Annotated in this window: 10 protein-coding genes; 6 read left to right on the top strand and 4 right to left on the bottom strand. The window is 66.9% G+C overall.

From position 1 onward, the window contains the following. The 3 genes from NTU39_RS21790 to NTU39_RS21780 are packed head-to-tail and all read right to left on the bottom strand — an operon-like array spanning position 1 to position 4,364. Positions 1 to 2,961 carry a Tn3 family transposase gene (locus NTU39_RS21790; RefSeq protein ID WP_257958545.1) on the bottom strand — a complete coding sequence of 987 codons (2,961 nt, stop codon included), beginning with the start codon at positions 2,959 to 2,961 and terminating at the stop codon, positions 1 to 3. A 9-nt stretch (positions 2,962 to 2,970) separates the two neighbouring features. Next, positions 2,971 to 3,936 (bottom strand): site-specific integrase, encoded by a 966-nt coding sequence (locus tag NTU39_RS21785; protein ID WP_057380602.1) that lies wholly within the window; start codon positions 3,934 to 3,936, stop codon positions 2,971 to 2,973. Next, complete coding sequence (locus NTU39_RS21780; protein WP_057380603.1) at positions 3,933 to 4,364, bottom strand: MerR family transcriptional regulator; 432 nt, start codon at positions 4,362 to 4,364, stop codon at positions 3,933 to 3,935. The genes NTU39_RS21785 and NTU39_RS21780 overlap by 4 nt, the downstream gene beginning before the upstream one ends. An 82-nt stretch (positions 4,365 to 4,446) precedes the next feature. Between NTU39_RS21780 and NTU39_RS21775 the strand changes: the two genes are divergently transcribed. The 6 genes from NTU39_RS21775 to NTU39_RS21750 are packed head-to-tail and all read left to right on the top strand — an operon-like array spanning position 4,447 to position 12,807. Then, positions 4,447 to 6,396 (top strand): FTR1 family protein, encoded by a 1,950-nt coding sequence (locus tag NTU39_RS21775; RefSeq protein ID WP_057380604.1) that lies wholly within the window; start codon positions 4,447 to 4,449, stop codon positions 6,394 to 6,396. A gap of 48 nt (positions 6,397 to 6,444) precedes the next feature. Continuing rightward, positions 6,445 to 7,068, top strand: a complete 624-nt coding sequence (locus NTU39_RS21770; RefSeq protein ID WP_057380605.1) for a cation efflux transmembrane domain-containing protein — start codon at positions 6,445 to 6,447, stop codon at positions 7,066 to 7,068. Positions 7,069 to 7,091: 23 nt separating this feature from the next. Next, the gene (locus NTU39_RS21765; RefSeq protein WP_057386272.1) at positions 7,092 to 8,372 is read left to right on the top strand and encodes a TolC family protein; all 1,281 of its coding nucleotides are present in this window, start codon (positions 7,092 to 7,094) and stop codon (positions 8,370 to 8,372) included. After that, positions 8,369 to 9,322 (top strand): efflux RND transporter periplasmic adaptor subunit, encoded by a 954-nt coding sequence (locus NTU39_RS21760; RefSeq protein ID WP_079743958.1) that lies wholly within the window; start codon positions 8,369 to 8,371, stop codon positions 9,320 to 9,322. Before NTU39_RS21765 ends, NTU39_RS21760 begins: the two co-directional genes overlap by 4 nt. Before the next feature lie 10 nt (positions 9,323 to 9,332). Further along, positions 9,333 to 12,506: an efflux RND transporter permease subunit gene (locus tag NTU39_RS21755; RefSeq protein WP_057380607.1), complete on the top strand. Its 3,174-nt coding sequence runs from the start codon at positions 9,333 to 9,335 to the stop codon at positions 12,504 to 12,506. 19 nt (positions 12,507 to 12,525) lie between these two features. Continuing rightward, positions 12,526 to 12,807: a hypothetical protein gene (locus tag NTU39_RS21750; RefSeq protein ID WP_057380608.1), complete on the top strand. Its 282-nt coding sequence runs from the start codon at positions 12,526 to 12,528 to the stop codon at positions 12,805 to 12,807. A 207-nt stretch (positions 12,808 to 13,014) separates the two neighbouring features. Here the strand turns inward: NTU39_RS21750 and merR are convergent, their stop codons facing one another. Beyond that, positions 13,015 to 13,416 (bottom strand): mercury resistance transcriptional regulator MerR, encoded by a 402-nt coding sequence (merR, locus tag NTU39_RS21745; protein WP_057380609.1) that lies wholly within the window; start codon positions 13,414 to 13,416, stop codon positions 13,015 to 13,017. Between the last annotated feature and the right edge of the window lie 37 nt (positions 13,417 to 13,453).

The raw sequence follows: 13,453 nt of genomic DNA, 5'->3' as shown, positions 1-13,453 counted from the left end.
CTACGCCGCCAACCCCAGTTCAATCTCATACGGCTCCGGGATCGCCTCCACGTCGATCAGGTAGTCCCCGAACCGTTTCACATGGCTGGTCACGTACGGGCTGAGGAAAGCCACGTCCTCCCGGGTGATCTTCCACCCCTGCCGCATCAGGGACTTCATGATCCGGGTCTGTTCGACCACGTTGTAGAAGATGACGGCATTGGAGACCAGGTCGTTGTATTTGACGGCCTTCTCCTGCTCGACGGGGTCGTTGTCGGCAATCACCCCTTCCCCGCCGAAGAAGAAATACTTCGCGAAGCCGTTGTAGGCCTCCACCTTGTTGGTCGAGGCCGTGATCTGCTCGCGCAGTTCGCGGTTGGAGATGTACTGCAGCAGGAACAAGGTGCGCACAGCCGAACCGAGCGCCTTGAAGGCTTGGTACAGGCGGTTCTTGCGGCTGTAGTTGCCCAGCTTGCGCAGCAGCGTCGAGGCCGCGATCTTGCCGGTTTTGATCGAGAGCACGACCTGCATCAGGTCCTTCCAGTGGGTCTCGATCAGATCCCAGTCGACCGTGTCGCGGAACAGCGGCTCGATGTGCTCGTAGCGGATGCCCTCGTCCGGGCGGAAGAACTTGTATTCGCGCCAGTTGCGGATGCGCGGCATCAGTTGGATGCCCAACAGGTGCGAGAGCCCGAATACCGGCAGCGACTGCCCCTGCGTGTCAGCATGGACGGTGTCCGGTTGGATGTCGGAGGTGTTCTTCAGCAGGCCGTCAATGATGTAGACCGCTTCCCAGACGCCGCACGGGATGAAGTGGCTGAACAGCGCGACGTAGGTATCGGAGACGTGGTGATAGGCGATGCCGCCGTAGCCACCATAGCGGATGTGGTACGAGGCGAGCAGGTTCTGGTCGTAGAGGTCGTATTTGGTGCCATCGGCGGCCGCGCTCTTGCCATCGCCCCAGAATTTGGGGAGCTGCAGACCGGCGTAGCTGTTGATGATGTCGCGGCAAGCCGCCGCCAGCTTGTTGGCGTCCACGTGCCGGCGGTTAACGAACGACAACATGTGCGCCGAAACAGCGCCGCGTAGGTGCCGGGCGGCTTGGGCCGGCCCAAGGTTGCAGCCATAGGTGAAAGTGGTGAGGACGTAGCGCTCGGTTGGCTGTTCGATCTTGGCGTCCGAACCGGACAGCGGCCCGAAATGCCGCGTCCAGCGCGTCCAATGCGCCACGTCGCACAGGATCTCGATGACGCTGCGTTCGCGCAGGCGTTCGAGGATTGCGGTTTCCAGGGCACGTGCCCCACTGCTCATCTCCTTGGCCTTGCTGCGCTTGAGTACCGGGATGCCGTCCTCGCCGATGATGACTTGGCCGTTCTCCAGATAGCCCTGATCGGTCAGTTCGGCGACCTGCATCAGACGCGATTGCAGTGCGTTGACGAAGCCCACGGCCGTTGCCGGCAGGCCGACCTGGCGACAGTAGTCCTCCAGCATGGGCTCGCATTGCTCCCACGGCAGCAACTGTTCGCGGTAGTCGGCGTAGGTTTCCGATCCGCGCACGGCCACGTCGCCCGATTTCAGCTCGTTGGCTAGCGACGAGAACACGCAGACCTCGAACAGGCGCCGGTGGATGCGCTCCTCGCCTTGTTCGGTGCGATGGACGATGGTCTTGCGCCAGAGCTGGGTGGTGAACGCCAGATCGACCGATTCATCCAACCAGTCGCCGCGGGCGCGCTCCTGCGTCAGGATCAGCTCGATCGCGTCGATCAGTGAGCGGTCCTCCGTGGTCGAGGCCAGGTCCAGCATGCGTACCATCCGCAGGATGGTGGCGCGGTGGCTCTTGTAGAACGGCCACAGCAGCGGCAAATGGTTGTCACCACTGTGTGCCGCGATGGCATTGCAGTCGGCCTGCAGGGTCTGCACGCCGCCGTGGGCGTTGACCAGGCGGCGGATTTCCCGTCCCGCCTCGATGTCGCTGGGATGATGGTCGAGGACGCGGACCACATCCGACATCGTCGCCACGATCGCCTCGGTCTTCTCGCGATAGCGCGCCCGCAACCGCTCCAGTTCCTCACGACCTCGGTTGTGGATGTTGCCCATGCGCTTGATGAACATCTCCGCGAGATCGTCGCGAGTCTGGACCCGGGCCCTGTGAATCAGGCACACCAACACTGCGTAGCGCTTGGCGGGACGAAACTTGCGCAGTTCGGAAGCATCCAGCGCCCGCGCCTCGGCGGCGAAGTGCTTGCGCTTGATCTCTGGGACGCCAGCGAGGTGCAACTCGCTGCCGACCAACTCGCCCAGTTCGGCGATATGGTCGATCAACTCCTGGAAGTGCTGCAGTGAAGAGCGCTTGGGCAGGCGCTTGATCACGTGCAACGGGCTCTTCTGGCGCCCCTCTTCAACTTGCAGGAGGCCTTCAAGGCGCTGCTTTTCGTCGACGGTCAGCCGAGCTTCAATCTGGGCGAAATAGCGCCCGTTGACCAGTGTGCGGATACGTCGGGTCAGGCGATCCAGGGTGGAGAACGCCGGCAGCTCGACGCGATCGCGCACGAGTTGTTCGATGGCGACGTTGATCAGATCCGCGGGGTTGTCCATCACCGCAGCGGCTTCGTATACCGCTCGTGCCGCGACCTTTAGCCTCCCATCGCTGTAGGCACGGACCTGCAGAAATTGGCGAATCCGGCGGTAGTAGCGATAGCGCGAGGCATTGGCGAGGGCCGCCGGCTTGACTTGCACTCTTAGCTTCAACGCGCCGCGGATATGGCGGACCACCGCCGGTGGCACCTCATCCAGTGCGGGGAAATACCCCAGCCGCTGGAACGTCTTGAGCAGGATCGCCAGCGTCAGGCGGTGCGCAGGTTGCCGAGTGTTCTGGGCAACAAAGGCCAGTTCTGGGTCGGTCGGCGTGTAGGCCGCAACCAGTTCTCGTACAACGGGGTTGCGCTTGAATTGCGGGTATGCGGTCCGTTCGATCGACGCCATTCGGTTTCCTCAGGTGGTCGCAGGCCCTGGCAGCCTGGGCGTTTCCGGCAAGCTCGCTTCGATCCGCTGGCGGGCGAACGGATCGCCGCCATCGAGGTAGCGCATGGCCGAGTGCACATCGCGCCAGCCGACGTATTCCATCAATGCCTTCACGTCCCAACCGTTCGCATTGGCCCAGCCGGCGAAGCCGCGGCGCAGGGAGTGGCTGCTGTACTCCTCGGCGTCCGGCAGCCCAGCGCACGTCAGCAACCGGCGCAGCAGCGGGATCAGGCTGTTGGGGTGCAGCGCTTCGTCCGCGATGTGGCCCCAGCGATCGATGCCGCGCAACAGGGGACCCTCGGTCAGTCCGGCGGCGTCGATCCACTCGCACGTGGCCGTCACCGGGCACAGCCGCGACAACGCCGGCACCTTGTACGTGTTGCCCTGCGCTTGCCGGTCACCCTTGCTGCGCGGCAGGAAACAGGTCATGCCTTCACCCGGCACCAGACGCAGGTGCTCGACCTGCACCCGGATCAGTTCGTCGCCGCGGAAGCCGCGCCAGAAGCCCAGAAGGATCAGCGAGCGATCGCGGCGATGACGCAATTCGTCCGCATGATCGCCGCGCTCGCGTGCGGCGGTGATCGCGGCGCCAAGCCAACCGTCCACCTGTGCCAATCGGGTCAGTTGCAACGGCTCGGCCTGCTTCTCTACCGACGGATGCAACGTCTGGATGCCCTTGAGCACCTTGCGCACCAGCGGTGCCCGAGTCGGATCGACGAAACCGTGCTCGCGGTGCCAGCCCGCCAGTGCGGCGAGCCGGTGCCGCAGTGTGTTGGTGGAGAGTTGACCTGCATGATCGGCCAGATAGCGGGCCACGCTGTCCGGCGTCGCCGGCAGGTGGCCGCCCCATTCGACCTCGAAGTGGCGCAGCGCCGAGGCGTAGCTGCGCTGCGTGTTTTCGCGTTCGGCGGCCTCCAGGTACCGTTCCAGCGTCATCGGCGGCACTCCGGATCCGTACACGAAGTCGGCGCGTTGTCCGTGTGCCGCAGTTCCCCCAGGATGGTGCACGTTCCGCGCTCGCCGCCGGCGCACTGGACAATCACCCGCTCCAGTTCCGCAGCCATGCGTTGCAGTTCCTCGATCCGCTGATGGATGTCGGCCAGGTGCGCACGGGCTAGCACATCGACATCGCCGCACGACAGCTTCGGATCGTCGTTCAGGCGCAGCAGGCTGCGGATCTCCTCCAGGCTGAAACCCAGCTCGCGCCCGCGGCTGATGAATCGCAGCCGCTCGACATCGTGCGGCGCGTAGGCGCGGTAGCCGCTCCCGGTCCGCGTCGGCCGTGGCATAAGCCCGACACGCTCGTAGTAGCGGATGGTTTCCAGATGGCAGCCGCTGGCGGCCGCGGCTTCACTGATTTTCATTCGCATTGGGCTTGACTCCGTAGCAGCTACGGACTTTATGCTGGTCTTGCCTCCGCTGCCACCCCCGTCGACCAGCCGCCCCATGTTCCCGCCGATTGCCCTGATCCGGTCCAGCCTGTTCGCCCTTCTGATCGGTTGGGCTGCGCTGCTGCCGGTCCGCGCCGAATCGCCCTCGGCCAACCCGCGCCAGACCTGGCAGATGCTCGATTACATCGCGGTGGACTATGCCGGTGCCGTCCAGAGCGGCCGCATCGTCGCCCCGGGCGAATACGCCGAGATGCAGGAGTTCGCCGGCGCAGTCCGTGCGCAACTGGCCAGGCTGCCCGTCACCCCGGAGCAGCCGGTGTTGCTGGGCGAAGCCGACCGGTTGACGGCGGCGGTGGCCGCCAAAGCTGAGCCCACGGAAGTGGCGGCGCTGGCCCGCAGGCTGGCCGACGACCTGCTGGCCAGCTACCCCATCGGGGCGGTGCCGGCCTCACCCCCGGACCTGAGCCGAGGCGCGGCGCTCTACGCCCAGCAGTGCGCGGCCTGCCACGGCCCAAGCGGACACGGCGACGGTCTGGCGGCCGCAGGGTTGGATCCGCCGCCCATCGCCTTCACCGATGCCGCGCGTGCCGCCCAGCGCACGCCCTTCGCGCTGTACGAGGTGATCTCGCAGGGCGTACCGGGCACCGCAATGGCCAGCTTTGCCGGATTGTCCGAAGCCGACCGTTGGGCGCTGGCGTTCTACGTGGGAAGCCTGGCGTATTCGCCGCAAGCCCGCACCGACGGCGAGGCGCTCTGGCGCCAGAACGCCGACGCGCATGGCCGCATCCCCACGCTGGAAGCACTGACCCGCACCCGTGAAGCCGATCTCGCGGCGATGCTGTCCGCCGAACAGGCCCACGCCATCGTTGCCTACCTGCGTTCCCGGCCGCAGGCCGTCAACGACGCGGTGGCGGGTGCCGGTCCCTTGGCGCTGGCGCGGCAGCGCCTGGCCGACAGCCAGCGTGCCTACGCCGCCGGCGATACCGCGCACGCCTCGACGTTGGCGTTGTCGGCCTACCTGGACGGCGTGGAGCCAATCGAGCCGACCCTGGCCACGCGCAACGCAGCGCTGCTGCGCGAGATCGAATCCGCCATGGCCCGCTACCGCACCCAGCTGGGCCGCCGCACGGCGCCGGCGGACATCGCCACGCAGGCAACACAGATCAACGCCTTGTTCGATCGCGCCGAGGCAGTGCTGCAGGATTCGCACACGGACACGACCACGGCGTTCCTCGGCAGCTTCACCATCCTGGTGCGCGAGGGGCTGGAAGCGTTGCTGATCGTGATTGGCATGATCGCGTTCCTGCGCAAGGCCGAGCGCCGTGAGGTGCTGCCCTATGTGCATGCCGGTTGGGTCGGCGCCTTGCTGGCCGGTGCGGCGACATGGGCGGTGGCGACCTATCTGGTGGACATCAGCGGCGCCAACCGCGAAGTGACCGAAGGCGTGTCGGCGTTGTTCGCCGCCGCCGTGCTGCTCAGCGTGGGCATCTGGATGCACCAGAAGAGCCTGGCCGGCCGCTGGCAGCAGTACCTGCACGCGAAGCTGTCGGCGGCGCTGACGCGGCGCTCGGCGATCTTCCTGTTCGTGCTCGCCTTCGTCGCGGTCTACCGCGAGGTGTTCGAGACGATCCTGTTCTACATCGCGATGTGGAGCGAACAGGCGTCCGGCGCGATCCTCGCCGGCCTCGCGGCCGGCAGCGTGGTCCTGGCCGCGGTGGCGTACTGGATGTTGCGCGTGAGCAAGCGCCTGCCGATCGGCCGGTTCTTCTCGATCAGTTCGATCCTGATCGCCGTACTGGCGGTCATCCTCGTCGGCAAAGGTGTCGCTGCCTTGCAGGAAGCCGGCTGGGTCTCGCAGGCGTTGGTCCACGCACCGCGCATCGAGTGGCTCGGACTCTATCCCTCCTGGCAGTCGCTGCTGGCGCAAGTAGCGGTGGCCGTTGCGGCGATCGTGGGGTTCGTGGTGAACACCCGCTCGGTACCGGCACCTGCCAAGCGGCCATGAATTGATCCGCCGTCCCCAACACAACTTCCTGTTTCCTGGAGAACCCCAATGAGCGATTGCGGCTGCCATCACGAAGCGAAGAATGCCCAGGAGCGGCGAATCCTGCGGATCGCCCTGGCGCTCAATGCCGCGATGGCGGTGATCGGTGGCATCGCAGGCTGGATCGCGCAGTCCACCGGGTTGCTCGCCGATGCGCTGGACATGCTCTCCGACGCCACCGCCTACACGATCGGCTTGATCGCGATCGGGCGAACGGCTCGCTTCAAAGCCAACGCCGCCTGGCTCAGCGGCAGCATCCTTCTGCTGCTGGGCGTTGGTGTACTGGTGGAAGTGGGCCGCCGCATCGCCTACGGCGCCGAACCGCTCAGCGGCTGGATGATCGGCACCGCCTTGCTCTCGTTGGCGGTCAACTTCAGCGTGCTGCGTATGTTGGCACCATTGAAAACGGGCGAAGTGCACCTGCGCGCTACGTGGCTGTTCACCCGCGCCGATGTCGTCGCCAATGTCGGCGTGATCGCCGCCGGCGTGCTGGTGTTCTGGCTGAGTTCGCCGTATCCGGATTACGTCATCGGCACGCTGATCGGCCTGTACGTGATCAAGGAGGCCGTGGAGATCCTGGGTGACGCGCGCAAGGCACGTGCCGGGGGCGACAACGGTCAATCCGCGGCGTGAACTGACCCCTGGTGGAGATCCCCATGCGCATCAGACTCGCGGCCGTGGCCGCGTGGTTGGCCGGCTGTGTCCTGATCGGACCGGCGACCGCCGCTGACAGACTGACCTTGGACGATGCCTTTGCCCGCGTCGCCCAGTCCCATCCCGAGTTGCGTCTGGTGGAGGCCCGCGCAACGATCCTGGCCGCAGAACGCGATCGCGCCGCGCAGCGTCCCCCGTGGAGCTTAGGGGCCGAGGTCGAGAACGCACTCGGCACGGGCGAGACCCGCGCCCTGGATCGCGCGGAACTGACCCTCAGCCTGGCCTCGGTGCTGGAGCGCGGCGGCAAGCTCGACGCGCGGCGTGCGCTCGCGCAAAGCCGCATCAATGCGTTGGCCGTCGAGCGCGAGACCCGCCGGCTGGATCTGCTGGCCGAAACGGCCCGCCGTTATCTCGCGGTGGTCGCGGCACAGCGGACGCAGGCGCTGGCGGCCCTCGACGTCGAACAGCGACAGCGCACGGTCGGCGCGGCGCGACAGCGTCTGCAGGCCGGCGCCTCGCCCGAATCGGTGGTGCTCACGGCGCAGGCGGCACTGGCCCGCGCGGAGCTGGCGCGCGATCGCGCGGCACAACAACTGAGCGCCGCCCGGCAGCATCTGGGCGCGTTGTGGAATGAACGTGCGCCCAGGTTCGACGCCGCCGGCGACCCCTTGGCCTTGCCGACCATCGCGCCGCTCGAAGCCCTGGCCGCCGAATTGGAACGCACGCCGGAACTGGTGCAGTTCGCCGATGCGCGACGCATCGGGGAAGCACGCCTGCAACTCGCGCGCTCGGCCGCGGCCCCCGATCTGGAGTGGCAGGTCGGTGTGCGCCGCCTGCAGGAGAGTGGCGACACCGCCCTGGTCGCCGGCGTATCGCTGCCGCTGGGAACCCGGGCACGCGCGCAGCCGGAGATCCGCGCCGCAGGCGCGGAGCTGGAAGCGCTGTCGATCGAACGCGAGGCCAAGGGCATGGCCTTGTACTCGACGCTGGTCGAGGCGCACGGCCGCTACGTCGTCGCGCAGGCCGAGGTCGAACGCCTGCAGCGCGACGTGCTGCCCAAACTCACTCGTGCCGAACACGCAGCCGAGCGCGCCTACCGTGCCGGCGCCATCAGCTATCTGGAGTGGGCGCAACTGCAATCGGAGCAGACGGCCACTCGCCAGCAGCAACTCGACGTCGCGCTCGATGCGCAGCGCGCCCTCATCGAAATCCAGCGGCTCACCGGCCAGGCATTCGTGACCCTGCCGGCAGCAGCCACTCCGTCCGGAGATGCCACCCCATGATTCGCTCCCATCGCACAACCCTCGGTTGGGCCGCCTTGCTGACCGCACTGCTCACCGCCTGCAGCGGCTCGACGCCAAATGCCGAACACGCGGATGCGGACGAAGCCCACGAGGCCGGCGAGGAGGCTGCGCCGCAGCAGACCACGATCGCCGCCAGGACCGCCCAGGCCGCCGGCATTCGTGTCGCCAGCATTGGCCCCGGGGTCATTGCCGACGAGCATGAGGTGCAAGGCCTGCTGACGCCTGTGGAAGGCCGCGTGGCGCAGGTCACGGCCCGCTTCCCGGGGCCGGTGCGCGCGGTGCGCGTCGGGGTGGGCGACCGCGTGCAGGCCGGCCAGGTGCTGGCCACGGTCGAGAGCAATCTGAGTCTGACCACGTATCCGGTCACCACGCCCATCGGCGGTGTGGTCATGGCGCGTAGCGCCGCCGTCGGCATGTCGGCCAGCGAGGGCGCGCCGCTGTTCGAGATCGCCGATCTGTCCACGCTGTGGGTGGACCTGCACATCTTCGGCCGCGATGCCCAGCACATCGGCGCCGGTGTGCCGGTGACGGTCACGCGCCTGAGCGATGGCGTATCGGCGACGACGACGCTGGAGCGCGTATTGCCGGGCACGGCGACCGCGAGCCAGAGCACCGTCGCGCGCGCCAGCGTGGCCAACACCGATGGTCTGTGGCGGCCGGGTTCGGCGGTGAAGGCACGCATCACCGTCGATCGCCAACCTGCCACGCTGGTGGTGCCGCTCACCGCCTTGCAGACCGCCGACGAGCGCGACGTGGTGTACGTCCAGCAAGGCGATACCTACCGCACGCGGCCCGTGAAACTCGGCCGGCGCGATGCCGAACGCGTGGAAGTGCTCGAAGGTCTCAAGACGGGTGAACGCGTGGTCGTCGCCCAGAGCTTCCTGGTCAAGGCGGACATCGAAAAGTCCACCGTCGAAGACGACGACTGAGGCCGCCGCGATGCTCGAACGTCTCATTCGCTTCTCGATCCGCCACCGCTGGCTGATGCTGGTGCTCACCGCCGCGCTGGTCGCACTGGGCGTGTGGAGCTACCAGCGCCTGCCGATCGACGCCACGCCCGACATCACCAACGTCCAGGTCCAGATCAATACCCAGGCGCCCGGGTATTCGCCACTGGAGGCCGAACAGCGCGTCACCTTCCCGATCGAAACGGCAATGGCGGGTTTGCCGAAACTGGATTACACGCGCTCGCTGTCGCGCTACGGGCTATCGCAGGTCACGGTGGTGTTCGAGGACGGCACGGACCTGTACTTCGCCCGACAACAGGTCGCCGAACGCCTGCAGCAGATCGCTTCGCAACTGCCCGAGGGCCTCGACCCCGAGATGGGACCGATTTCCACGGGCCTGGGCGAGATCTTCATGTACACCGTGGAAGCCGAGCCGAACGCCCGCAAATCGGACGGAACACCGTATACGGCCACCGATCTGCGCACCTTGCAGGACTGGGTGGTCCGTCCGCAGCTGCGCAATACGCCCGGTGTGACCGAGGTCAACAGCATCGGCGGCTACGAGCGGCAGATCCACATCACGCCGGATCCCGCGCAACTGGTCGCGCTCGGCTTCACCCTGCACGATGTCGTCGCGGCCATCGCCCGCAACAACCGGAACGTCGGCGCCGGCTACATCGAACGCAACGGCCAGCAGTTCCTGGTGCGCGTGCCCGGACAGTTGGCCGACCTGGATGCCATCGGCAACATCGTGCTGGATCGGCGCGAGGGCGTGCCGATCCGCGTACGCGATGTGGCGACCGTGGCCGAGGGCAAGGAGCTGAGGACCGGTGCGGCCACGCAGAACGGACACGAGGTAGTGGTGGGCACCACCTTCATGCTGCTCGGCGCCAACAGCCGCGAGGTGTCGCGTGCCGCGGCCGCCCGGCTGGAAGCGGCCAACGCCAGCCTGCCGCCGGGCGTGCACGCCAAGCCGGTGTACGACCGCACCGTGCTGGTCGACCGCACGATTCACACGGTCGCCAAGAACCTGATCGAAGGCGCGCTGCTAGTGATCCTGGTGCTGTTCCTGCTGTTGGGCAACGTGCGCGCCTCGCTGATCACCGCGCTGGTGATCCCGCTGGCGATGCTGTTCACCATCATCGGCATGGTGCGCGGCGGGGTGTCGGGCAACCTGATGAGTCTGGGCGCGCTCGACTTCGGCCTAATCGTCGACGGCGCGGTCATCATCATCGAGAACTGCCTGCGTCGCTTCGGCGAAACGCAGCACCGGCTCGGTCGCGTGCTCGATCAGGAGGAGCGCTTCGATGTGACGGCGAGCGCGACCGCCGAGGTCATCCGGCCCAGCCTGTTCGGCCTGGGCATCATCACGGCGGTGTACCTGCCGATCTTCGCGCTGTCGGGCGTGGAAGGAAAAATGTTCCACCCCATGGCCATCACGGTGGTGCTGGCCCTGACCGGCGCGATGCTGCTGTCTCTGACCTTCGTCCCCGCCGCGATCGCTACCTTCCTGCGTGGCCGCGTGGACGAGCACGACAATCGTCTGATGCGCTGGTCGCGCCAGCGCTACACGCCGATGCTGGATTGGGCGCTGCGCCATCGCGCCCCGGTCGTGGCCGGCACCGCGTTGCTCGTGATCGGCTGCGCGCTGCTGGCCACGCGGCTGGGATCGGAGTTCGTTCCGAGCCTGGACGAAGGCGACATCACGCTGCAGCCGCTGCGCATCCCCGGCACCGGCCTGGAGCAGTCGGTGGCGATGCAGAAGACGCTGGAACAGCGCATGCGGCAGTTCCCCGAGGTCGCCAACGTGTTCTCCAAGATCGGCACGGCTGAAGTCGCCACGGACCCGATGCCGCCCTCGATGGCCGACACCTTCCTGATGCTCAAGCCACGCGAACAGTGGCCGGATCCGCGCAAGCCCAAGGCGGAGCTCATCGAAGAGCTCGAGACCGCGGCACGCGAGATTCCGGGCAGCAACTACGAGTTCACCCAGCCGATCCAGATGCGCACCAACGAACTCATCTCCGGCGTGCGTTCGGACGTGGCGGTGAAGGTCTACGGCGATGATCTCGGTCAACTGGCGCGCCTGGCCGCGCGGGTGGAACGCGTGATGCGGGGTGTTCCCGGCGCGGAAGACGTCAAAGCGGAACAGGTGACCGGCCTGCCGTTGCTAACCGTCACCCCGGATCCCGCCGCGCTGGCACGCTACGGGCTCAACCCCGGTGACGTGCAGGACACCGTCGCCACCGCGATCGGCGGTGAGACCGCCGGCCAGTTGTTCGAGGGCGATCGCCGCTTCGACCTGGTGGTGCGCCTGCCGGAAGCGTTGCGGCAGGATCCGGCTGTGCTGGCCGACTTGCCGATTCCGCTGCCACAGGGCGTGGAGTCCGACGAATCCAGCCGCGAAGCGTCCTGGCGCAGCGGCGGTCCGCGCACTGTGCCGCTGCGCGAAGTGGCCGAGGTGCAGATCCAGCGCGGACCGAACCAGATCAACCGCGAGAACGGCAAGCGCCGCGTGGTGATCACCGCCAACGTGCGCGAACGCGACCTGGGCGGTTTCGTCGCGGACCTGCGCACGCGCATCGGTCGCGATGTGAAGCTGCCCGAGGGCTACTGGATCGACTACGGCGGGACGTTCGAGCAGTTGATCTCGGCGAGCCAACGCTTGGCGGTGGTCGTGCCGGTCACGCTGGCCCTCATCTTCGCGTTGCTGTTCATGGCCTTCGGCTCGGCCAAGGATGCAGCGATCGTGTTCAGCGGTGTGCCACTGGCGCTGACCGGGGGCGTCATCGCACTGGCCTTGCGCGGGATTCCGTTGTCGATTTCCGCCGGCGTCGGCTTCATCGCCTTGTCCGGCGTGGCGGTGCTCAATGGCCTGGTCATGATCGCCTTCATCCGTCGCCTGCGCGAGCAAGGCGATCCGCTCGAGAATGCGGTTCGCGACGGTGCACTGGGCCGGTTGCGGCCGGTGCTTATGACCGCACTGGTGGCTTCGCTCGGTTTCCTGCCGATGGCCTTGAACGTCGGCGCCGGTTCGGAAGTGCAGCGCCCACTGGCGACGGTGGTCATCGGTGGCATCCTGTCCTCGACTGCATTAACCCTGCTGGTGCTGCCGGTCCTGTATCGCTGGGTGCACCGGGATCGCACGGTGCAGGCGGAGGTCTGAAGCCCGCGAGGGAAAGCAGATGCATGAAGTCGATATCGAAGCCGTGCGCATGGCGATGTTCGTCCATTCCGGCGTGAAGGCGGTGGACTCGCCGCGCCTGTATCGGTCGGCGACCGGCATCGGCCTGGCCGCCACCCTCACGGTGGCGGCCCCCGATGTCGACCAGACCAACGTCCGCGACACGATCGCCACCGTCCTGCGCGAGCGGTTCGGTATCGACGAGGTGGACTTGCAGTTCCACGACCCCGGACCGATTCCACACACGATCAATCTCTCGCGTGGTCTGATCGAAAAGAAGTAGAGCTAGTCGGTTCGCGCTGCTGTTCATTGCCACCGGCTCGCCAAAGACGCTGCCACCGGGTTCGTAGTGGCGCATCGTCCCAGCCAGCGCTCCGTGGATGCCCTCGATGACGCCCACGGACATCGCGCTTACCGAAATGCAACAGCAGCATGATCGAGTTGCGCAACGTGATGCCGAACAGGGTCCACGGTCGTCACGTGGCGGTACTCAGTGCATCGCCGCGATCAACGGACACGACACCTTGCCGCGGCCCGTGCGGCACGCGGCCACAAGCTGGGAGAGCGCGGCTTCCATGCGCTGAAGATCCATCAGCCGGGCGCGCACGTCGGCCAAGCGCGCTGCCCCGAGTTCGGCAGCCTCCTGGCAGTGGGTGCCGTCCTCCAGACGAAGCAGTTGGGCAACATCGTCCAGGCTGAAACCTAGGCGCTGCGCCGACTTGATGAACCTCACCCGGGCCACGTCCGCAGCGCCGTAGCGACGAATGCCGCCAACCGGCCGGTCCGGTTCCGGGAGCAACCCTTTGCGCTGGTAGAAGCGGATGGTCTCGACGTTGACCTCGGCCGCCCGCGCCAAGGCCCCGATCGTCAGCGGGTGCAGATCGCCCACCATGGTGCTTGACTCCGTACTTGAGTACGGAAGTAAGGTT

Source organism: Pandoraea commovens (genome assembly GCF_024704525.1).
Lineage (GTDB): Bacteria > Pseudomonadota > Gammaproteobacteria > Burkholderiales > Burkholderiaceae > Pandoraea > Pandoraea commovens.
The sequence above is the reverse complement of the archived record's forward strand: the minus strand, read 5'-3'. Positions and strand labels throughout refer to the sequence as shown.